The 21,925-nt window shown below is 61.8% G+C and carries 18 protein-coding genes and 1 pseudogene; 6 read left to right on the forward strand and 13 right to left on the reverse strand.

Annotated features, from left to right (window positions below):
• Positions 1-14: 14 nt before the first annotated feature.
• Positions 15-665, forward strand: a complete 651-nt coding sequence (locus VE092_RS12555; RefSeq protein ID WP_324877216.1) for a BON domain-containing protein — start codon at positions 15-17, stop codon at positions 663-665.
• Between the two features lie 201 nt (positions 666-866).
• On the opposite strand, the gene VE092_RS12560 is transcribed toward VE092_RS12555, so the two are convergent.
• The 5 genes from VE092_RS12560 to VE092_RS12580 are packed head-to-tail and all read right to left on the reverse strand — an operon-like array spanning position 867 to position 6,732.
• Positions 867-2,573 (reverse strand): ABC transporter ATP-binding protein, encoded by a 1,707-nt coding sequence (locus VE092_RS12560; RefSeq protein ID WP_324877277.1) that lies wholly within the window; start codon positions 2,571-2,573, stop codon positions 867-869.
• Positions 2,574-2,588: 15 nt separating this feature from the next.
• Positions 2,589-3,137: a carboxymuconolactone decarboxylase family protein gene (locus tag VE092_RS12565; RefSeq protein WP_324877218.1), complete on the reverse strand. Its 549-nt coding sequence runs from the start codon at positions 3,135-3,137 to the stop codon at positions 2,589-2,591.
• Positions 3,138-3,146: 9 nt separating this feature from the next.
• Positions 3,147-4,016 (reverse strand): ABC transporter permease, encoded by an 870-nt coding sequence (locus tag VE092_RS12570; RefSeq protein ID WP_324877220.1) that lies wholly within the window; start codon positions 4,014-4,016, stop codon positions 3,147-3,149.
• Positions 4,017-4,026: 10 nt separating this feature from the next.
• Positions 4,027-5,082 carry an ABC transporter permease gene (locus VE092_RS12575; protein WP_324877223.1) on the reverse strand — a complete coding sequence of 352 codons (1,056 nt, stop codon included), beginning with the start codon at positions 5,080-5,082 and terminating at the stop codon, positions 4,027-4,029.
• 9 nt (positions 5,083-5,091) lie between these two features.
• Positions 5,092-6,732: an ABC transporter substrate-binding protein gene (locus tag VE092_RS12580; RefSeq protein WP_324877225.1), complete on the reverse strand. Its 1,641-nt coding sequence runs from the start codon at positions 6,730-6,732 to the stop codon at positions 5,092-5,094.
• Positions 6,733-7,097: 365 nt separating this feature from the next.
• Here VE092_RS12580 and VE092_RS12585 point away from each other — a divergent pair, with 365 nt between their 5' ends.
• Positions 7,098-8,081 (forward strand): DUF1852 domain-containing protein, encoded by a 984-nt coding sequence (locus VE092_RS12585; RefSeq protein WP_324877227.1) that lies wholly within the window; start codon positions 7,098-7,100, stop codon positions 8,079-8,081.
• A gap of 40 nt (positions 8,082-8,121) precedes the next feature.
• On the forward strand, positions 8,122-9,153 hold the full coding sequence (locus tag VE092_RS12590; protein ID WP_324877229.1) for a methionine synthase: 1,032 nt from the start codon (positions 8,122-8,124) through the stop codon (positions 9,151-9,153).
• Between the two features lie 234 nt (positions 9,154-9,387).
• Here the strand turns inward: VE092_RS12590 and VE092_RS12595 are convergent, their stop codons facing one another.
• The 7 genes from VE092_RS12595 to VE092_RS12625 all read right to left on the reverse strand — a co-directional run bounded on the left by VE092_RS12595 (position 9,388) and on the right by VE092_RS12625 (position 18,795).
• Complete coding sequence (locus VE092_RS12595; RefSeq protein WP_414653480.1) at positions 9,388-10,401, reverse strand: transketolase family protein; 1,014 nt, start codon at positions 10,399-10,401, stop codon at positions 9,388-9,390.
• Positions 10,398-11,255: a transketolase gene (locus VE092_RS12600; RefSeq protein WP_414653481.1), complete on the reverse strand. Its 858-nt coding sequence runs from the start codon at positions 11,253-11,255 to the stop codon at positions 10,398-10,400. Before VE092_RS12600 ends, VE092_RS12595 begins: the two co-directional genes overlap by 4 nt.
• A gap of 64 nt (positions 11,256-11,319) precedes the next feature.
• On the reverse strand, positions 11,320-13,185 hold the full coding sequence (locus VE092_RS12605) for a TRAP transporter large permease subunit (RefSeq protein ID WP_414653485.1): 1,866 nt from the start codon (positions 13,183-13,185) through the stop codon (positions 11,320-11,322).
• A 215-nt stretch (positions 13,186-13,400) separates the two neighbouring features.
• On the reverse strand, positions 13,401-14,420 hold the full coding sequence (locus tag VE092_RS12610) for a TRAP transporter substrate-binding protein (RefSeq protein ID WP_414653486.1): 1,020 nt from the start codon (positions 14,418-14,420) through the stop codon (positions 13,401-13,403).
• A gap of 168 nt (positions 14,421-14,588) precedes the next feature.
• Positions 14,589-16,901, reverse strand: a complete 2,313-nt coding sequence (locus tag VE092_RS12615; RefSeq protein WP_324877237.1) for a molybdopterin-dependent oxidoreductase — start codon at positions 16,899-16,901, stop codon at positions 14,589-14,591.
• On the reverse strand, positions 16,898-17,848 hold the full coding sequence (locus tag VE092_RS12620) for a PCC domain-containing protein (RefSeq protein WP_324877239.1): 951 nt from the start codon (positions 17,846-17,848) through the stop codon (positions 16,898-16,900). Before VE092_RS12620 ends, VE092_RS12615 begins: the two co-directional genes overlap by 4 nt.
• An 83-nt stretch (positions 17,849-17,931) precedes the next feature.
• Positions 17,932-18,795 (reverse strand): IclR family transcriptional regulator, encoded by an 864-nt coding sequence (locus tag VE092_RS12625; protein WP_324877241.1) that lies wholly within the window; start codon positions 18,793-18,795, stop codon positions 17,932-17,934.
• Positions 18,796-19,003: 208 nt separating this feature from the next.
• On the opposite strand from VE092_RS12625, the gene VE092_RS12630 reads away from it, so the two are divergent.
• The 3 genes and pseudogenes from VE092_RS12630 to VE092_RS12640 form a co-directional block, all read left to right on the forward strand.
• Complete coding sequence (locus tag VE092_RS12630; protein WP_324877243.1) at positions 19,004-19,807, forward strand: SDR family NAD(P)-dependent oxidoreductase; 804 nt, start codon at positions 19,004-19,006, stop codon at positions 19,805-19,807.
• 4 nt (positions 19,808-19,811) lie between these two features.
• Entirely contained in the window at positions 19,812-20,615 is an 804-nt protein-coding gene (locus tag VE092_RS12635) for an SDR family oxidoreductase (RefSeq protein ID WP_324877245.1), read from the forward strand.
• A gap of 142 nt (positions 20,616-20,757) precedes the next feature.
• Positions 20,758-20,931: pseudogene (locus VE092_RS12640) on the forward strand (IS3 family transposase); the annotation flags it as partial.
• Between the two features lie 528 nt (positions 20,932-21,459).
• On the opposite strand, the gene VE092_RS12645 reads toward VE092_RS12640, so the two are convergent.
• Complete coding sequence (locus VE092_RS12645) at positions 21,460-21,612, reverse strand: hypothetical protein (RefSeq protein ID WP_324877247.1); 153 nt, start codon at positions 21,610-21,612, stop codon at positions 21,460-21,462.
• Positions 21,613-21,925 lie beyond the last annotated feature (313 nt).

Consider the following 21,925-nt stretch of genomic DNA (forward strand, 5'->3'; position numbering starts at 1 on the left):
AAGGGAGCAGGGCGATGAAAAGCGACCATCAATTGCGGCAGGAAGTCATGGACGAACTGGCCTGGGATAGTGCCTTCGACGACAATCGCATCGGCGTGGAGGTGGTCAGCGGGATCGTGACGCTGACCGGGCATCTCGACAGCTACGCCCAAAAGTATGCGGCCGAACGGGCCGCCTTGCGCGTGGGTGGTGTCAAGGGGCTGGCCGTGGAGATCGACGTACACCTGCCCGGCGCCAGCCAGAGGACGGACAGCGAGATTGCCGCTGCAGCCCGCCACGCCATCGAATGGAATGTGCTGTTGCCGAAGGAAGGCATCCAGATCAAGGTGGAGCACGGCTGGATCACCCTGTCGGGCCAGGTCTGTTTCGACCACCAGCGTGAAGCGGCCGAACAGTCGCTCCGCAATCTCTTCGGCCTGATCGGCATCAGCAACCTGATCACGGTGCAGGCCAGCGCTGCACCGCGTGACATCAGGAACAGCATCGAAACAGCCTTGCAACGGCGGGCGCACATCCAGACCACGGCCCTCTATGTGGGCGTGAACGACAAGGTCGTCACCCTTACCGGCATGGTCGGCTCGCTTGCCGAACGCCAGGAAGCTTGCCGGGCAGCGCAACATACGCCCGGCGTGGAGCGGGTGATCGACAACATCGTCGTGGTGTAGGCCTGCCGCTATCGCTCTCACTATGACGAAGGGCATCTCCGGTGGCATCAGCGCAATGGTATCGTCCAGCGCGCCAGGTATGACGGTCTGGCCGCTATACTGGCGCCTGTCTATGACCACGAGGGAGAGCGCAGTGAAGCACGACATCACCAGTCTTGACCAGTCGGCAGGATCGCCAGCCTCGGCAAGCTGGCGTCCGGCTCAGGCGATGAGCCGCTCCGGCTGTGCCGCGACGCTACGTGCATAGGCATTGCCTGGTGCCGCCGCCAGCAGAGTACGGGTATAGGGATGCTGCGGTGCCTGCCAGATGGAACGATGATCGCCTTCCTCGACGATGCGCCCGCCTTGCATGACCAGTACGCGGTCGGCGATGTAGCGCACCACCGACAGGTCGTGCGAGATGAACAGGTAGGCCAGGCCGAACTCCTGCTTCAGATCGACCAGCAGGTTCAGTATCTGGGCCTGTACCGAGACGTCCAGCGCCGAGACCGGTTCGTCGCAGATCACCAGCGCAGGCTTGAGTACCAGCGCCCGGGCGATCCCGATGCGCTGGCGCTGGCCGCCCGAGAACTGGTGGGCGTAGCGGCCCAGAGCGGCCTGTGGGAGGCCGACCAGATCGATGATCTGGCTGACGCGCCGCTGGCGCTCGTTGCGGTCCCGGACTTCATGGATCTGCAGGGCCGTATCCAGGATGTCGCGCACGCTGTGGCGCGGATTGAGCGATGCATACGGGTCCTGGAACACCATCTGTACCCGCCTGCGCAAGGGGCGCAGGGCCTTGCGATCCAGCCGGGCGATGTCCTGGCCGTCCAGCAGGATACGGCCGCTGCGGCTGTCTTCCAGGCCGATGATGCTGCGCGAGAGGGTGGACTTGCCGCAACCCGATTCGCCTACCAGACCCACGGTCTGGCCGGGGGCGATGTCCAGGCTGACGCCGCGTACTGCGTGCACGCTGCCCTTGGGCGTCAGGTAATCCACATGCAGCTCCTGTACCGATAGCAGGGGCGCAGCGCCGGCTGCCAGCGGCGGGATCACTTGCCTGAGTGCCGTATCGGTCAGGCTGAAACGCCACTGGCCGTCTGCATCGATGTCATTGCGGATTTCGGGGAGACGTTGCCGACGGTAGTGCAGTTCCTGCTCCAGCCGCAAGGACGCTCCCAGCAAGCCTCGCGTATAGGCATGGCGGGGCGCGGCAAAGAGTTGCGCGGTCGTGGCTTCTTCCACCTTCTCGCCGGCGAACATGACGGCCACGCGGTCGGCCCATTGCTCCACCACGCCCAGGTCATGGGTGATGAGCAGTACGGCCATGCCCAGCTCGCGCCGCAATTGGTCCAGCAGCTTCAGGATCTGCGCCTGCACCGTGACATCCAGCGCGGTGGTCGGCTCGTCGGCGATCAGCAGGCGCGGACGGTTGGCGATGGCCATGGCGATCATCACGCGCTGGCGCTGGCCACCGGAGAGCTGGTGCGGGTAATCATCGATGCGTCTGGCCGGGTCAGGGATGCGGACCTGGGCCAGCAATTCCAGTGCGCGCGTCCGCGCGGCCGCGCCGTCCAGCGGCTGGTGTAGGCGGATCGCCTCCACCAGTTGCTGGCCGATGGAGAGCACCGGATTGAGCGAGGTCATCGGCTCCTGGAAGATCATGGCGATGTCCTGGCCGCGCAGGGCGACCAGTTCCGGTTCCGGCAGACGCAGCAGGTCGCGCCCCTCGAACAGTACCTGACCGCTGAGCCGGGCCGAGCCATCCAGCAGGCGCAATATCGACAGGGCCGTGGTGGACTTGCCGCAGCCGGATTCGCCGACCAGGGCCACCGTCTGGCCGGCGGCAATCGACAGGTCCAGTCCACGCACGGCCTGGTGCGCGCCGAAGGCAACCTTCAGGTCGCGCAGTTCCAGCAGGGAAGACATCATGGTTTCCTTGGTTCAGGCAGCCAGTACGGCGCTCTGGTATTGCGGTTCCAGTTGCACGTCCAGCGCTTCGTTGAAGCGCGCAAAGAAGGCGCACAGCGCGGCACGCAGCGTCAGTTCGACGATCTGGGATTCATCGAAATGCTCGCGCAGGCGCGCCACCAGCGAATCACCGACGCGCTGCCGGGTGACGGCCAGGGCATAGTCGCGCACCAGCAGTTCCACCGGGCCCAGGCCGGGGACGTTCGGCTCCAGGATGCGCTCCACTGTCTCGGCGCTGACCTGTTCGGCCTGCAGCTTGGGGGCATGGTGCGAGACGCAGTAGGTACATTCGTTGGCCCGCGACGCGGTCACCAGCACGATTTCCAGGTGCAGGCGCGAGAGATTGCCCTCGGCGGCGAAACCCAGCAGCAAGCCGTAGAGATGTTCGATGGAGGCCGGCTTGTGCGCCATCACGCCCAGCATGTTGCCGAAGGCGCCGTATTCGCTCTCGACTTTTTCGAAGATGCGGCGGGCTTCGCCGGCCGGCAGTTGATGGGAGAGCAGGGTAGAGACACGTGCCATGGAAAACTCCTATTTGCGTTCGCGCGGATCGAGCACATCGGCCAGTCCGTCGCCCAAGAGATTGAGGGCCAGCACCGTGAAGACGATGGCCAGGCCCGGGATGGTGGTGATGTACCAGTCGGTGCGCAGCACTTCGCGGCCGGCGCCGACCATGTTGCCCCAGCTGGCGGCATTGGGGTCGCCCAGGCCGAGGAAGGCCAGGCTGGATTCGGTGAGGATGGCGCTGGCCACCATCAGCGAGGCCGATACCAGGATCGGGGTGGCGGCATTGGGCAGGATGTCGCGCAACAGGATGCGGGCATCGCTGGCACCCAGCGCGATGCTGGCGCGTACCATCTCGCCGTGCCGCAGTTTCAGGGCCTCGGCCCGTACCAGCCGCGCCAGGCTGGGCCAGGCGGTCACGCCGATGGCCAGGGCGATGGTCCACACGGTAGGCTGGATCACCGCCACGATGGCCAGTGAGAACAGGAAAGAAGGAATGGTCTGGAAGAACTCGGTCACCCGCATCAATGCCGCGTCCAGCCAGCCGCCGTAGTAGCCGGCCAGCAGGCCACCGCTCACACCCAGCAGCAACGCGATGGCGGTGGAGACGGCGGCGATCAGCAGCGACACCCGCGCGCCATGGAAGATACCGGCCAGCAGGTCACGCCCCAGCATGTCGCTGCCCAGCGGATAGGCGAGGTCCACGCCGGGCCGCAGGAAGGGTTCGGCCACCATGTCCAGCGGATCGCCGGGGAACAGCCAGCCAGCCGAGGCCGCCATGAACAGCACCAGCAGCAACAGCAGGCTGCCGGCCAGCGCCGAGGGCGAGCGCCGCAGGCGCGCAAGAACGCCGCGCGCGGCCGAGGGATAAGGATGGGGGAGGGTGAGGATGCTCATGTCGGTCTTTTCATTGCAGGCGGATGCGTGGATCCAGCCGCACATAGAGGGCATCGACGATCCAGTTGACCACCACCACCACGGTAGAACTGCATAGCAGGATGCCCAGCAACAGGTTGAAGTCGCGCTGGAACAGCGCTTCGAAGGCCAGCCGGCCCAGGCCGGGCCAGGAGAACACGGTCTCCACCAGCACCGCGCCGCCGACGATGGCGCTGGCCTGCACGCCCAGCATGGTCACCAGCGGCAGTAGCGCATTGCGTAGCACATGCACCACCAGCACCCGATGCGCGGGCGCCCCCTTGGCCACGGCGGTGCGCACGAAATCCTGGCGTCGCACCTCGATCATGGTGGCGCGCATGAGACGCGTATAGACCGCCATGTAGAACAGGCCCAGCGTCAGGGCCGGCAACACCAGGTGGCGTGCCACGTCCAGGACGTGGGCCAAACCGGTATAGCCGGCTTCGACCGTGATCATGCCGCCCACCGGCAGCCAGTCCAGCCAGACCGAGAAGACCACCACCAGCATGAGGCCGATCCAGAACAGCGGCGTGGCGAAGAACACCAGCGCCAGCAAGGACACCAGCAGGTCGACCAGCTTGCCGGCGCGGTAGGCCGCCAGGCTACCGAGCACCACGCCGCCCACTGCCGCCAGCAGGATGCTGGCGCCCATCAGCAGCAAGGTGGCCGGTACGCGCTCGCCAATCAATTGCGCCACCGGCATGCCGTGACGGAAGGAGTAACCGAGGTCGAACTGCAGCAGATGCAGCAGGTATTTGCCGAACTGCACCAGCAATGGCTGGTCCAGCCCGAACTGGGCGCGCAGTGTCGCCAGGTATTCGGGGGTGGCCGCGCCGGCTTCCCCGGCCAGCACCTGGGCGGCATCACCCGGCGCCAGTCGCAGCAGGAAGAAATTGATCACCGCCACACCCAGCACCACCGCCAGCAATTGCAGCAGGCGGCGCACGGTGGCCTGCCATAGCCTGCCCCGGCGTGACAGGGGCGGCTTGGTGTGCCGGGAGGGATGGGGAGGCTCGGAGGAGGCCGTGGTCTCCAGGCTCAGACTCATTCGCGGTCCTTAACGTTGCGGCGCGGCGGGATTGGCTGCCACCTTGGCGCCGCTGTCGAACCACGCGTTCTTCAGCGATCCATAGACCTGATCGACGCCGGCCACGGCATCCTTGAGGTTGGAGGATTGCACCGTGAAGAAGTGCATTTCCAGCAGCGGCAACGAAGGCAGGTCGGTCTGCACCTGCTGCTGCAGCTTCTTGAACAGGGCGATGCGTTCGCTCTGGCTGGCCGAACCCTGGGCCTGCGAGATCAGCTTGTCGGCCTCGGCGCTGCGGTAGCCGGAACCATTGCTCCAGGGGATGTTCTTGCCGACCGAATCGCTCCAGTAGGCGCGGGTGACACCCACCAGCGGATCGGCAAAGCCGGCGAACCAGACCACCGACAGGTCGTAGTCACGGTCGCCATAGACACGCTTGGTGTAGGTCGGCGTGTCCTGCGCCCGCACGTTGACCTCGATGCCCACGCGCTTCAGGGAATTGCGGATGAATTCGCCGCTGCGCTTGAAGTCGTCGCCGTAGGGCAGGTAATCCAGGTTGATCTTCAGGCGGGTGCCGTCGGCACCGCGCTTGAGGCCGGCTTCATCCAGCAGGGCTTCGGCTTTCTTGGGGTCGAAGCCGTATTGCGGCACGTCGCTGGTGTGGAATTGCTTGAGGGTGGAGACCACCGGGCTGTCGGCCGGCTTGCCGAAGCCGTACCACACCACCTTGTTGAAGGCATTGCGGTCGATCGCATAGGCCAGGGCCTGGCGCACGCGCAGGTCCTTGAAGTAGGGGCGGTCGAGGTTGATATCCACGAACAGCCAGGGCGAGAGCCATTCATAGCCGCGTGTCTCCAGCTTCAGGCTGGGCAGCTTGGCCAGGCGCTCGGCATCCTTGAGCGGCACCGGGGAGAACGGGGCGTACTGGGCTTCACCCTTTTCCAGCGCGGCAGCGCGGGCACCGGCATCAGGCACCACCTTGAAGACGATCTTGTCCAGGTAGGGCTTGCCCTTGTCCCAGTATTCCGGATTGCGTTCCAGGGTGATGTAGTTGCCACGGCTCCATTCCTTGAAGACGAAGGGGCCGGTGCCGATGGGCTTGTTGTTGTAGGGGTTGTTGAGGATGTCGGTCCCCTCATACAAGTGCTTGGGCAGGACCTGGGCGCCGTTGCTGTTGAGCGAACTGAGCACGGCCAGCGAAGGCTCGCTGAAGTGGATCACCACGGTGTAGTCGTCCGGCGTATCGGTGGAGGTGACCTTGCCGTAGAGGATCTGGTTGCGCGGATGGATCTTCTTCCAGACGTTTTCCAGGGTCCATTTCACGTCGGCCGAGGTGAAGGGCTTGCCGTCGTGCCACTTGACGCCACGGCGCAGGTAGAAGCTCAGGGTCTTGCCGTCCTTGGAGAACTCCCAGCGCTCGGCCAGGGCCGGTTTCAACTTGAAATCGTTGTCGTATTCGACCAGGCCATCGAAGACGTTGGCACTGAAGAAGCCGGTCGGTGCGGCTGTGTTCAGGGCCGAGGTCAAGATCACCGGCTCGGGCTGGATGATGGTGGTGAGAGTTCCGCCCGGTGTGGGGGCGGCGGCCGTCGCAGGAGCGGTTGCAGCAGCGCCGGCGATGAGCAATGTGGCTGCGCCCAGCAGGGAGCGCAGGGTTCTGGTGTGTAGCATGGTTTCCCCTGTTGTCGGTGTGGTGTTGCGGTCGGGCCGGGCTTCTTTCTGTACGCCCTGCGCCGGTTCGCGCCGGCTCTTGAAGCTGCGCGGCCGCATGGTGAGAGGGTGAAGAAGTGTTGGTTCAGCAACGTTGCGCTATTAGACCAAAGCGCTGTGCTGGCCTGAACGAAGCATTCCGCATGTGCTTCCTTGGAAACCGCATGCCTATCATGCTGCGGGTCTGCTGCGGTGACGGCCCTTGTGTTGGCATATGAGCCGATCTAATGGATCAATGAGATCATTTCACTTTTTTTCATGGATGACTGCGCTTAAGATTCGCTTCGAACATCGTCATCACCAGGACGGCCAGAGGCTGAATCACCATGACTAAAGAATTTACGTTTGCCATCAAGAGCATCCGCTTCGACGAGGACTATCGTCCTTCCGAGAACACGCGCATCACCACCAACTTCGCCAATCTTGCCCGGGGTGAAAGTCGCCAGGAGAACCTGCGCAACACCTTCCGCATGATCGACAACCGCTTCAATGCCCTGGCGCATTGGGATAATCCGGCAGGCGACCGCTATCACGTCGAGCTGGAGATCATCTCGGTCGAGATGAAGATTGCCGGCGAACGCAGCGGCCCGGCACTTCCATTGATCGAGATATTACAGACGACGGTCATCGATCAGCAGACTGGCGAACGCACTGCCGGCATCGTGGGCAACAACTTCTCCTCCTATGTACGCGATTACGATTTCAGCGTGGTCCTGCTGGAGCGCAACCGTAACCAGCCTGTCTTCAGCGCGCCCGAGGATTTTGGCGACCTGCATGGACGGCTGTTCAAGTCCTTCGTCGAGTCTGACGTGTACCGGGCGCATTTCGACAAGCCACCGGTCATCTGCCTGAGCGTCTCCAGCAGCCGGACCTACCGGCGCACCGAGAACCGGCACCCGGTTTTGGGCGTGGAATACCTGCAGGACGAGTATTCGCTGACCGATGAATACTTCGGCAAGATGGGCATGCAGGTACGCTACTTCATGCCGCCCGACAGCGCCGCGCCGCTGGCGTTCTATTTCTCCGGCGATCTGCTGGGCGACTACACCAACCTGGAACTGATCAGCACCATCAGCACCATGGAGACCTTCCAGAAGATCTACCGGCCCGAGATCTACAACGCCAATTCGGCTGCCGGCACGTCCTATCGGCCCAGCCTGAAGCACCAGGATTATTCCCTGACCCGCATCGTCTACGACCGCGAAGAACGCAGCCGGCTGGCGGTGGAGCAGGGCAGGTTTGCCGAGGAACATTTCATCAAGCCTTACCAGGCGGTACTGGCGCAGTGGTCCACCCATTACGCCCATTGATTACCCGCACGGATTCATACAACAGAACAGGTCATCCAACGTGAAAAAACTCTTACCCACCTCCACCGCCGGCAGCCTGCCGAAACCTTCCTGGCTCGCCGAACCCGAGAAGCTCTGGTCGCCCTGGAAACTGCAAGGCGAAGAACTGCGTGACGGCAAGCGCGATGCCTTGCGCCTGTCCCTGCAGGAACAGGTCCATGCCGGCATCGATATCGTCAGTGATGGCGAACAGACGCGCCAGCATTTCGTGACGACCTTTATTGAACACCTGGATGGCGTCGATTTCGAGAAGCGCGAGACCGTGCGCATCCGCGACCGCTACGATGCCAGCGTGCCCACCGTGGTCGGCGCCGTCTCGCGCCAGAAACCGGTCTTCGTGGAAGACGCCAGGTTCCTGCGCCAGCAGACCGGGCAAACCATCAAATGGGCGCTGCCCGGCCCCATGACCATGATCGACACGCTCTATGACGCCCACTACAAGAGCCGCGAAAAACTGGCCTGGGAATTCGCCAAGATCCTCAACCAGGAAGCCCGGGAGCTGGAAGCGGCCGGAGTAGATATCATCCAGTTCGATGAGCCGGCCTTCAATGTCTTTTTCGACGAAGTCAACGACTGGGGCGTGGCCACGCTGGAACGTGCCATCGAAGGCCTGAAATGCGAAACCGCCGTCCATATCTGCTACGGCTATGGGATCAAGGCCAACACCGACTGGAAGAAGACCCTGGGTTCCGAGTGGCGGCAATACGAGGAAGCATTCCCGAAGCTGCAACAGTCCGGCATCGATATCGTCTCGCTGGAGTGCCACAATTCACACGTTCCCATGGACCTGATCGAACTCATCCGTGGCAAGAAGGTGATGGTCGGCGCCATCGATGTGGCCAGCAATACCATCGAAACCCCGGAGGAGGTCGCCGACACCCTGCGCAAGGCGCTGCAGTTCGTCGATGCCGACAAACTCTATCCTTGCACCAACTGCGGCATGGCGCCCCTGGCGCGCGACGTCGCCCGAGGCAAGCTCAACGCACTTGCTGCCGGTGCGGAGATCATTCGCCGAGAACTCGCGGCGCGCTGAGGCTGCTGCCGGTGTCCGGCTGATCAAATTGGCTCGGGACGGTCGTGTCCGATTCCAGCCCGACACCACACTTGCGCCTTGTCGCCACGACCAAGGAGAGGGCATTGAAGGATCGCATCACGACCCTCGACCAGTTTGGTGCAAGCCGCTATCTGCGTACGCCGATAAAATCCGCAGTGAGCCTGCAAAAGGCGTCGAGCAGGAAGTGACCCATGTGGGTCACTTCCGCGTCCATTACAGCCAGCTGCGCAGGCTGGACACGATCGCATTGCGCGAGATGCCGTAGCGGTCTTGCAGCACCGATAGCGTTCCGGCGTCGAGGAACTTGTCCGGCAAGCCGATGTGATGGAACTTCGACGACACGCCGGCACATGTGAGGGCGTAGGCCACCGCTTCCCCCAGACCGCCGACCTTGGTGTGGTTCTCCAGTACCACCACCATGCGGCCGGACTTGTTGACCTCGGCGAGGATGGTCGCCTCGTCCAGGGGCTTGATCGTCGGCACGTGCAGGACGGCGACATCGATGCTGTCCTTCTGCAGCAACTTCGCTGCATCCAGCGCGCGCATGGTCATGAAACCGGTCGAGATGACCAGCACATCCTTGCCGCCCCGGATCATCTTGGCCTTGCCAAGCTCGAACCGGTAGTTGTATTCATCCAGCACCATGGGAACGGCACCGCGCAGGATGCGGGTATAGACCGGTCCGTTGAAGTCGGCGATGGCCGGCACCAGCTGCTCGATCTCGTGCGCGTCGCAGGGATCAATCACGGTCAGGTTTGGCATGGCGCGGAAGATGGCCAGGTCTTCCGTAGCCTGATGGCTGGGGCCGTAACCCGTCGTCAGGCCGGGCAGGCCGCCGATGATCTTCACGTTCGCGTCCTGCTCGGCGATGCCCTGCGAAATGAAGTCGTAGCAGCGGCGCGCAGCGAAGGTGGCGTAGGTGGAGGCGAACGGAATGAACCCTTCCTTGGCCAGTCCGCCGGCGGCCGTGGCCATCAATTGCTCCGCCATGCCCATCTGGTAGAAGCGATCCGGGAATGCCTGCGCAAAGATGTGCATGTCGGTGTATTTGGCCAGATCGGCGCTCATGCCAACGATCTCCGGACGCTGCTCGGCCAGCTGGACCAGCGCTTTGCCGAAGGGCGTGGGAACCGTGCGATGCCCTTCGTCCACGTTGGACGGCATGATGGCCGGCACAGTGAGGGAAGGGGTCGGGGCGTTGCTCTTTGTCATGGTGGCGGTGCTCATGCTGCGGTCCTCCTTGCCTCGAGGGCTTCAAATGCACGATCCCAATCGGGAGGATCGAGCCGGATAAAGTGATTTTTTTCGCGCGCTTCGAGAAAATCCACACCCTTGCTCATCTTGGTGTCGCAGATGATCATGCGTGGCTTGGGGTGGCTGTGGTTGCGCGCATTGTCGAATGCCTTGAGCAGGGCCTCCATGTCGTTGCCGTCGACCCGTTGCACGTAGAAACCGAAGGCTTCGAATTTCTGCACCAGCGGTTCGGTAGAGGCGATCTTCGTGGAGGGGCCGTCGGCCTGGACGCCATTGAAATCGACCATCGCGATGATGTTGTCGAGCTGGTAGTTCGAGGCCGCGATGGCGGCTTCCCAGGTCGGACCCTCGGCCAGTTCGCCATCGCCCATCAGGGTATAGACGAAGGAGGACGACTGCTTGCGTTTCAGACCCAGGCCGATGCCCACCGCCATCGGGAGACCCAGGCCTATCGAGCCGCCGGACATTTCGGCGCCCGGCGTGTAGGACGCCATGCCCGACATCGGCAGCCGGCTGTCATCGCAGCCATAGGTGACCAGTTCTTCCTTCGGAAAATATCCGGCTTCCGCCAGGATGGAGTAGTGCGCGATCGCGTAGTGCCCGACGGAGAGCAGGAAGCGGTCCCGCCCCTCCCACTGCGGATCTTCCGGACGCACGTTCATCGAATGCAGATACGCGACCGAGAGCACGTCGGCCACGCCGAGGGCCTGTGCCACATAGCCCTGGCCCTGCACCTGTGCCATGGTCAGTGCATTCTTGCGGACCTCGAACGCCCGCGCAGAAAGTGCAGCACCAGAACCAGGGGCCACCTTGTTTGAGCTTTCCATATTTGCCTTTCTTCAGTAAGTAGATTTGAATTGCCGGCTCCATGAGGAGCGGATGGTGTTGTTGTTATTGGGGAAGAAAACCGATCGAAATCCAGGGGATTGCCGCGACCAGGATGACGCCGACCAGCAGCGCCAGCATGTAGCCGACCATGGGTTGCATGCCTTCATCAGGATTGATGCGACTGATGGCGCAGGCAGAGTAGTAGCCGACGCCGAACGGTGGGGCGAACAGACCCAGTCCCATGGACAACACGACGACCATGGCGTAATGCACCTCATGCACGCCCAGGACCTTGGCAATCGGGAACAGCAGCGGTCCGAAGAGCACGATGGCAGGGATGCCTTCCAGTACGCTGCCCAGGATGACAAACGCCACGATCGAGACCGCCATGAACATGGGGGCGCCCCCAGGGAGCCTGGTCATGGCGCCAGCGAGCGCGGTGGAAAAACCCGATTGGGTCAGCGCCCATGCCATGGCCGTGGCGGCGCCGATGATGAACAGGATGGCGCCGGTGAGCGAAGCGGTATCCACCAGCATGGGGTAGATCCGCTTCCAGTCGAAGCGGCGATAGATCAGGATGCCGGCCAGGAGGGCATACACCACGCCGATGGTGGAGACCTCGGTGGCGGTGGCGACGCCTTCGATCACCGCTGCGCGAATGATGAACGGCAGGGCGATGGCAGGCAGTGCGATGACGAATGCCTTGAGTACCTCGCGCAGTGGTGCCCGTTTGATGTGGGACAGGTCTTCGTCACGGTAGCGCCACCACACCAGGGAGCCCAGGGTCAGGCCCAGCACCAGGCCGGGCAGCATCCCGCCAGTGAACAGGGCGGCAATCGATACCCCGGTCACCGAGCCAATGGTGATGAGTACCAGGCTGGGCGGGATAGTTTCGGTCTGGGCCCCGGTGGCTGCCAGCAAGGCGACCAGGTCCCCCGGCTTGGCGCCACGCGCTTTCATTTCGGGGAACAGGACCGGGGCGATGGCCGCCATGTCCGCTGCCTTGGAGCCAGAGATGCCGGACACCAGGTACATCGCGCCGATGAGTACGTAGTTGAGGCCGCCGCGTACGTGACCGAGCAATGTCGCCAGGAAGCCGACCATGGCGCGCGCCATCCCTGTCATTTCGATGAGCAGCCCGAGGAAGACGAACAGTGGCACGGACAGCAGGATAAGATGGCCCATGCCCTCATCCATGCGGCCGACCACGATCAGGGAGGGCGTGGTGGTGGTCAGGGTGAGATATCCGAAGGTGGCCAGGGCGAAGCAGAAGCCGATCGGCACACCGGCGAATACCATCGCACCGACGATGATCACGAAGAAAATCAGCAGGTTGAGCTTGCCCAATGGCGGCAATAACGGCTGCAGCAGGTACATGCTGGCGATCAGCAGAGCCACCAGGCCGCCGGCGACGAGCACGCGCCTGAGACTTGCCACGCTGGCCAGGCGCAGGAATGCGAAGCATCCCATCAGCCCGCAGCCCACTGGAATGGCGGCGGCGCGCCAGGCGTTGGAGACTTCGAGCGCTGGCGTGGTGACCATCAGTTCTTCCGTGGCGAACTCGTAGGCCGGCATGATGAACATGAGCAGGAAGCCCAGTGGGGCGGCAATGGCCAGGACATCGAAGAAGGCGCGTCGATGGGGAGCCAGCTTCCCGGTAAATGCGGTCATGCGCATGTGTTCACCGCGCTTGAAGGCGATGGCAGAGCCCAGCATGGCAATCCAGAGGAACAGCATCGACGCCAGTTCATCCGACCAGATCAGGGGCGCGTGAAGGACGTAACGGGCGATAACGCCGGAAAACAGGATGATGACTTCGAGGGCGACGAGTATTGCCGCCGGCACCTCTACGAGAAGGCCCAGCGCATTGTTCAGCCTTGCGCCCAGATTGGTTTGAATGGGTGGTGCAATCATGTCTGTCGAGTGCATCATGGTGACTCCAGAAAATTTCGTCGGCGCAGGCCAAGCCTGTGCGGGGTGGCACGCCGGACCCGCTTGTCCGCGGCGCGGGTCGGCACCTCCTGTTTTTCAGGCGCGAGCCGGACCCTCTGCCGCGTTACAGATCGTTCATGTGCGAATCGGAGTAGGCGGAGCGGCCCCGGGAAGACAGGGCGCCCAGCGCGCTAGTGCTGCCGCCGGGGGGCTTATTCCGGCAGGCCGCTGCTGGTTTCCAGCAACTTCCACAGGTCAGCGCCGAATTTCGCCTGCCATTCCTTGTAGAAGCCTTTGCTCTTGAGCTTGGCCTGGAAGGCTGCCGGGTCGACGCTGTTGAAAATGATGCCTTTTGCCGCGATGTCCTTTTCCAGAGAAGCGTTCAGACGCTGCACGTCTTCGCGCTCCTTCTGCGCTGCCGCCGCCATGTGTTTTTCAATGATCTTCTGGACGTCGGCGGGCAGCTTGTTCCAGGTCTTGCCGCCGGCCAGGAACCAGAAGCCGTCCCACATGTGATTGGTCTTGGAGACGAATTTCTGCACCTCATAGAGCTTGGCGGACTCGAAGGTCACCAACGGATTCTCCTGGGCATCAGCGATCCTGGTCTGGAGCGACGAATAGACCTCGGAGAAATTGATGCTGAGCGGCGCAGCGTCGAAGGCCTTGAACATCGAGGTCCACAGCGAGGAGGGAGGGACACGGATCTTTAGTCCAGCCAGATCTTCCGGTGTCTTGATCGGCTTGCCGGAGGTAGAAATCTGGCGGAAGCCATTGTCGAAGATCTTCTCGAAGGGGTAGAGCCCCGATTTCCTGATTTCGGCGCGAACGAACTCGCCCAGCTTGCCGTCCATTGCGGGCCACAACCGGTCGTAACCGGACCAGGCAAAGCCGATGCCGCTGACTGCCGCCTTCGGTACCAGGGTCGACAGAATCAATGGTGACAACGTGAAGAAATCGATGCCGCCGGCCCGCAATTGCGCCAGCATATCGGTATCGCCACCCAGCTGGCTGTTGGGGAATACCTGCAGATCGATCTTGCCGTTGGTTTCAGCCTTGATCGCGGCAGCCGCCTCGCGGGTGCGAATGGTCAGCGGGTGGGTTTCCGGGCAGTTATTGGCGTACTTCAGCGTGAAGTCGGCACCGAAGACACGGGTGGTGGTGAGGATGGAGGGAAAAGCGATCGCTGCGCCAAGCGACAGCTTGAGTGCTGAACGGCGGGTCATTCCTGTCATGATGGTCTCCTTTTTAAGTTGTATGTCGATGGCTTCAATCCGGGGTGATCCGGAAAGATTGCACCGTGGCGGCTTTGTCGGGGGCAGTACCATCCCCTCCGCCAGCATTGCGGATAACGCAGGTCGAGGCGCTGCTATGGGCGGAGCAGGGCTCCGTGAAATCGCCTGCTAGCCTGCCTCTACGGCAGCAAGCGCAATGAAGGACGGCAATTCGAAGGCCGTCACCGACGGCGCATTGCGCAAAGGCCCTGATATCTCCACCAGGCAGGATTGCGCGGCGCAGCCCTGGGACAGCATCGATGCGCCGACATCGGCGGTCAGCACATTGGGATTGCCGTGCTTGTCCCGTCCGGTGAGCGGTTCTGGGTCATACCAGGCCCCAGTCGACATCCTCACCACCCCCGGCATGATCTGGTGACTGATGACGGCGGCCGCCAGGCAGCGGCCTCGGTCATTGAAGACTTCCACGATGTCGCCGTGATCAATACCGCGCGAGGCGGCGTCGGATGCGTTGATATACACGGGCTCGCGTCCCTGGATCTTGCCGCCCGCACTCAGCGGGCTGCCGTCGAGCTGACTATGCAGCTTGTTGCGGGGCTGGTCGGACAGCAGATGCAGGGGAAACTTCCTGGCCAGCGGTGCCCCCAGCCATTCATGGGGCGGCTGCCAGCGTGCGTGACCCGCACAGTCGTCGAGGCCGAAGGCGGCAATGATTTCCGAAAAGATCTCGAGTTTCCCGGACGGTGTGTTCACCGGTGCCGAGATCGGGTCTTGCCGGAACGCATCCAGCATCACGACGCTCTTCTTGCGATGGTCAAGGTCAATGATGCCCTGCTCCCGGAAGCGCTCATAGTCGGGAAGATGGATCCCGTATTTTGCATAGCGCTCCACCGTGCCCTGGTACATGTGGGCCAGCCATTGTTCTTCGGTACGGCCTTCGGTAAATGCCTCTTCCACGTCGAGCCGGGCTGCGAGCCGACGGAAGATCTCATAATCGCTCAGCGCCTGGCCTACCGGTTCGATGATCTTGGACATCCAGACCAGCACCGCTTCCTGGGAGGCATAACCGAGATCGTCACGCTCCATCGACGTGGTCACCGGAAGCACGATATCGGCGTACTTGGCCGATGCCGTCCAGAACTGCTCCTGCATAATGATGGTCTGTGGCCTTTGCCAGGCCTGGAGAAAACGATTGATGTCCTGGTGATGGTGGAAGGGGTTGCCTCCCGCCCAGTAGATCATCTTGATGTCGGGATAATGGTAGGTCATGCCGTTGTAGGCAAACGGCTCACCCGGATGGAGCAGCATATCGGCAATCCGTGCCACCGGGATGAAATCCTTGACCGGGTTCCTGCCTTGCCCCAGCGTGGGCCCGCCCAGCTTCTCATGCGGGGTGCCGATGGTATTGGCCGGTCCATAGCCGCATCCGAAGCCGCCGCCGGGAAGTCCGATCTGGCCCAGCATGGCCGACAGGGTTACCGCCATCCAGAACGGCTGCTCACCATGCTTGGCGCGTTGCAATGACCATTGCACGTTGATCATGGTACGGACCTGGCTCATCTCCCTCGCCAGGGCAATGATCCTGTCGGTCGGCACGCCGGTGATGACACTGGCCCATTGCGGCGTCTTCGGTTCGCCGTCGGTGGCGCCGAGCAGGTAGGCCTCGAATTTCTCGTATCCGACGCAATGCGTGGCCAGGAATGCGCTGTCATGGCGGTTCTCGGTACGTAGCACCCAGGCCAGACCCAGCATCAGCGCCGTGTCCGTATTCGGACGGGCGGCGATCCATTCGACTTCGCCACCGGTCTCCAGATTGTCGCTGACCGGCCCGATGTTGACGAAGCGGGTTCCTGCCGCCCGCATTGCAGCCAGGCCATCCTTGACACGATGCCGCCCGACGCCGCCAGGCGAGGACTGGGCATTCTTGGCCGGCACGCCGCCAAAGGTGACGAATAGCCGGGTATGGTCGGCCAATACGTCCCAGGTGTGGTGATAGCTGATCAGCTCGTTCATGCCGTCGACCACGTGCGGCATGATCACGTGCGCTGCTCCCAGGCTATACGAGTCCTGGTGGCGCACGTAACCACCGGCCATATTGAGGAAGCGGTGCACCTGGCTTTGAGCGTGATGGAAGCGGCCGGCACTGGCCCAGCCGTAGGAGCCGCCGAAGATGGCACTATTGCCATATTGCTTGCGGACCCGGTCGATATCCTTGGCGACCAGATCGATGGCGGTTTCCCAGTCGACTTCCACGAAGCGCTCCTTACCCCGCCGCTCGGGTGCCGCACCCGGACCCTGGCGCAGCCAGCTCTCGCGAATGGCAGGCTTGCGTATGCGCAGGCGCATCAACTCGGGAGACAGCTGATGCAAGCCGATAGGGGAGGGGTCGGGATCGGCGGAATAGGGCAGCAATCGGGGATGGCCGACGGCGTCATGCTCCACTTCGTACACGCCCCAGTGCGACATCGTATAGCGCGTCATTGCAACTGCGCTCCAGCAAGGCTTTCAAGGGCAGCGTTTGCGCTGACCTCTTCCAGCACCAGCTCGAAGCAGATCAATATCGGATTCGATGCGCGCTTGATGCGGCCGCGATGGATCGCGCCGCTGGGATCGATCAGTGCGATATCCAATGTGCAGCGGGCCTGCTCGGGCGATGCGCCGGACACCACGCCGTGGGCCACCAGGATTTCGGTGGCAATGTCCTGCACCTGCTTTCCATCCTCGAACTCGGCGCCGACGATACTGCCGACGCTTCCGCGAACGATGGCATTCGATATGCCGTGTTCCCGGCAAGCTGCCTCGATGCCGAGCACCAGATCTTCGTTGGGGCAGATCTTTGCGATGACGCATCGCCCGGCTTGGCCAGCCGTCGTGCCTGTGCCGGCGGTATTGGTGCGGATCGGGTGGAACAGCGTGAAATTGGTTTCCTCGTCAAAATCGGCCTGCATCACCACATCCGGCAAGCCCCAGGCCTCTGCCCTGGCGGGCGATTGCACGAAGACCTGATCCGTGAACAGGTGACCGCCGCGCTCAAGACCATCGTCGCCTTCCCAGATCGCATGGCAATGTACGAAGGGCGCACCGTCCTTGCGACCGATGGTCGCGCATGCCACCTTCAGCGTGACGGGGTGGGCGATATGGTGCGGCTCACTGTAGAAGGCGACGTGTTGGTCATCTTTCGGTAGCGTGGGACGGACGAAGTGCAGGGCGGTCAGCGTCAGGTCATGGATACGGACGGTGCCGCCCTGCATGCCGGCGGCCATCAAGGGTTCGATCAACGCGTCGCGCAGTGTCTTGCCCGCAGCAAGGGTAAAGCTGAGCTGCATCCCGTCGCCGGCAAGCGTGTCGATTCGTATGCGGCTGGGGGTGCCTGGCTGTTTCAACGTGCGAGGTACTGACATCATGATGGTCTCCTGGGTCATCTTCATTATTTTTATTATTTGCGGGTAAAACCGGGCCTTCCCCGCAACGTGGTCGCAGGTTGAGTCGGAGAGGCCTTCGAAAATCCGGATCAGGCTCTTTTGCTAGCCTCTTTCAGGACGGGGCGGCGCTTTTCGGGTGCTCCGCGGTTGCGCATGGGGACGATCAGGCGGGCATGCAGCCGTTCTGCCTCTTCTTGCATTAGTGCGGCCAGCGACTGTTGTCGCTGCTCGTCGCTCAAGCGGGTATCGACTGCGCCGATCGATAGCGCAGCGCTGGGTTGGCCAAATTCATCGTACACGGCCACGCCGATGCCCCAGGAACCGGGGTGCACCAAACCTCGGTGGGCAGAAAATCCTTTTTCCCGGGTCTCCCCCACCAGCTCCCGCAATTTTCCTGCGGTCACCGCCGGATAGTGAGCCTTATAGATTTCAGCGTTATCGGTGAGGATCTCTTCTACCTCGTCATCGTTCAGCGCCGCGAGAATGGCGATGCTGCCGGCGCCGATGCCCAGTGGATGCCGGTCACCGACAGAGAGTACGTGTGCGCGGATGGGATAGGCACCTTCCTCGCGATGCATGCATACCGAGAAATGCCCACGTCGGATCGTCAGGAAGGCCGTGTCCTGTGACACATGCGCCAGCCGGGCGACGCTACCGCGAGCTTGCTGCTGAATGCCGAAGCGATCGCCGGCCAGCATTCCGAGCACGTAGCTCTCATATCCCAGGTAATACTTTTTGGTGCTTTCTTCCTGTTCGACCAGCCCGCCCCGCACCAGCGCGAGCAGCAAACGATGCACGGTCGGCTGCTTCAGGCCGCTCTGGACGACCAACTGGCTCAGTGAAGCCCCAGCCGTATGCATCTTGGACACCAGCAGCAGGATGGCCATCGCACGGTCGACCGCCTGTGCGCCTTCGGGAGCGCCTCCGACTTCAATCTTGCTTAATTTATCCATTTCGACACCCATAATATGGACTATTTTTGGATCTTCATAAACCCACGATATGGACTGGACTTATGGGCTCTGCGTGGCCTTAAATATAGCGTATATTTCGAATGTGGTGCATAGTTTACGCACAAGATAGATTAAAAATGGACTCATTAAAAATAATATTAGTCCATATTATGAACTATTGAAGATTCCCATCCATGGAGGAGACACGATGCAGATTGAACTGACAGGAAAGACCGCGCTGGTCGTAGGCGCTGGTCTCGCGGGTGAGGGATGGAGCAACGGCAAGGCCGCTGCCGTTGCCTATGCGCGGGCTGGGGCCAAGGTCGTCTGCGTGGACATCGACCTCGCTGCCGCAGAAGCGACGACAGCGGTCATCTGCGACGAAGGCGGCACTGCGCTTGCGGTGCAGGCTGACGCTACCCATATGGATTCGGTCAAGGGCGCAGTGGAGCGGGCGCTGAAGCAGTATCAGCAGATTGATATCCTGCACAACAATGTCGGCGTGACCCACATGGGTGGCCCGGATGAACTGGACGAAGAGAAATTCCAGCTTGCGATGGATCTCAACCTCGGTGCGGTCTACCGCACGGTCAGGGCGGTGCTGCCGCACATGCGGGCGCGGCGTACCGGCGTGATCATCAATATCTCCTCCCTGGCGTCACTGCGCTGGACCGGCTATCCCTATTTTGCCTACGCTGCCAGCAAGGCCGCCGTCAACCAGGCCACCGTGGCCATCGCCATGCAGTATGCGCGCGAGGGCATCCGTGCCAACTGTGTCGTACCGGGTGCGATCGACACGCCGCTAATCTACCGGCAGATCGCATCCCAATATGCATCGGTCGAGGAAATGGTCGCCGCCCGCAATCGCATGGTCCCCATAGGGCGGATGGGCGATCCGTGGGATGTCGCCAATGCCGCGGTCTTCCTTGCATCGGACCAGGCCAAGTTCATCACGGGGGTGTGTCTGCCCGTCGATGGCGGTCAAAGCTGCGCGATGGCACCCTTGTCTTGAGCCGATGGAAAGTTCTGATTTCTTGCTCACTAATTTAAAAAAGGAGACGGCAGTGAAACAAAGGATTGCATTGGTAACCGGCGCCGCACTGGGCATCGGCGCAGCGATCGCCAGAAAGCTGGCCAGCGACGGCTGCACCGTACTGGTGGCCGACATCAATATGGAGGCGGCCGAGCAGCACGCTGCATCGATACGAGAGGAGGGCGGCAAGGCATGGGCGATGCACATGGACGTTGGCAGCGGCCCGGCGATCGACGCGGCCTTCAGACAGATCGACGAACGTTTCGGTCGCTGCGACGTGCTGATCAACAATGCCGGCATCGCCAAGACCTACGCGTTCCTGGACTACCCGATTGATCACTGGGAGTTGGTCATGAAAATCAACCTCACCGGCCCCCTCTTGTGCAGTCAGCATGCTGCCAGGCTGATGAAGAAAAGAGGCTGGGGACGCATCGTCAATCTCACCTCCATCTCGGGCATGCGCGCCAGTGCCGGACGCACCGCATATGGCACATCCAAGGCCGCGCTGATCGGATTGACCAGACAGATGGCGATCGAATTGGCACCGTTGGGCATCACCGCGAACGGAGTGTCGCCGGGGCCGGTCGATACGCCGCTGACCCGCGCCACGCACTCGGAGGCCACACGCAGCAACTATCTGCGCGCCATTCCGGGTGCCCGCTACGGAACACCGGAAGAAATTGCCGCCGCCGTGAGTTTCCTGGCCTCGGAGGCGGCGGGATATATCAACGGTCACATCCTGCCGGTGGATGGTGGTTTCATGGCTGCCGGTCTAATCGAAATATAGAAAGCGGCTCCTTGATCAGCAAGACCTGATGGCGGGTCTTGCTGGCGGTGGCCGGCAGATCGGATATGCAGACTTCATTTGGCGCGCATAATCAGCGTACAAGGGCTATAACTGTTCGCTCTGAATTTTCTCCGCAAATCAGTTGCGACAACCTGAAAAGGATCGGAGCCTGACGCAGCAGCCCATCGCGGCATCGCAAGAGGTCCCTCGATTCGGCTATCGGCGTATGTCTGCTTGACTGGCCTTGAGCGAGTCCCGAGTGCGACGGCTGTTGAGTGCGCTCAAACTGGGCATTCCACGAAAGCGGCCTCGCAGGTCACCTGTTAGTCGGCAACGCAAGAAAGTACCATTTGAGCATTAAATTCTCAATAGCTTATAAGAACAACGCAACACTTCTAAAACCACCATGCATTCGCAATCTTGGTACTTGCGGTATAGTGTTGCGAGTAATTTCTATTGGAAATCCCGATTTCTTCTTTTAATAGTGTTGCGGCCTTGGCGCCATCCTTTTTGTTGCGGTCGAAGCAGCTCCGAACGCAACACTTATCAGCAGCAAATTTTTAATTTCGAGCGCGAGTGTTGCGTCAAAGTCTAGCTTCCCTTCGTTCCCGGACGCGAGCAGCTCGTGGCGCTGGATCGGAAGGTCACGCTGTTGAGCCGAATGTTCGAGTCGCCGGAGCAGCCCATTATTCCTATGTCGGGTACCGGAGGGTATAACCTGGAGCTGCTGGCCAAGAAGATCGTACGTCGTCTGTCCCCTGATCTTGTCTGTCACGATGGGCAGGGGGGGCTAGATATCGGACAGTCTGATCTCGCCTGAAAATGCAGAATAAAGAGCGCAGGCTCAGTCCGATGTGGTCGCATCGGCTGCGCTGGCACTGACCTTTTCCCGAACGACGTTGGCATAGATCGAGATGCCTTCGACCGACAATGCGCCGGCGACAAATGCAATGGCGAATGCTGCCAGGCTTTCCAGCGGTGAGGGGCCGTTTCCCATGTCATCCACCTGTCATTAAAACTCATTTCATCAATTGGAGCGAGTGCGAGCGCGTCCCGTTTGGGATGGAGAGCAAGACGCGAAACTGGGTCAAGCCAGGGCGTCTAACCCGAGTTTCGTACCGCTGCAATCCGCCCAAACGGACCGCTCTCTGCGGGTTCTGCCCAGAAGGAGCTTTGGCCGTGTTGCGCTCCTTGCTTGTGGTACCGCGACACGACGCGTCGCGCGCCTTGCCAGCCCCTTTTCTGAGCAGAACGCATCTCGCGACTATGGACGAAATGAGTTCTAGAAAAGCCACCCCGATGGCAGCTTC

Source organism: Herbaspirillum sp., assembly GCF_035644555.1.
Taxonomy (GTDB): domain Bacteria; phylum Pseudomonadota; class Gammaproteobacteria; order Burkholderiales; family Burkholderiaceae_D; genus Herbaspirillum.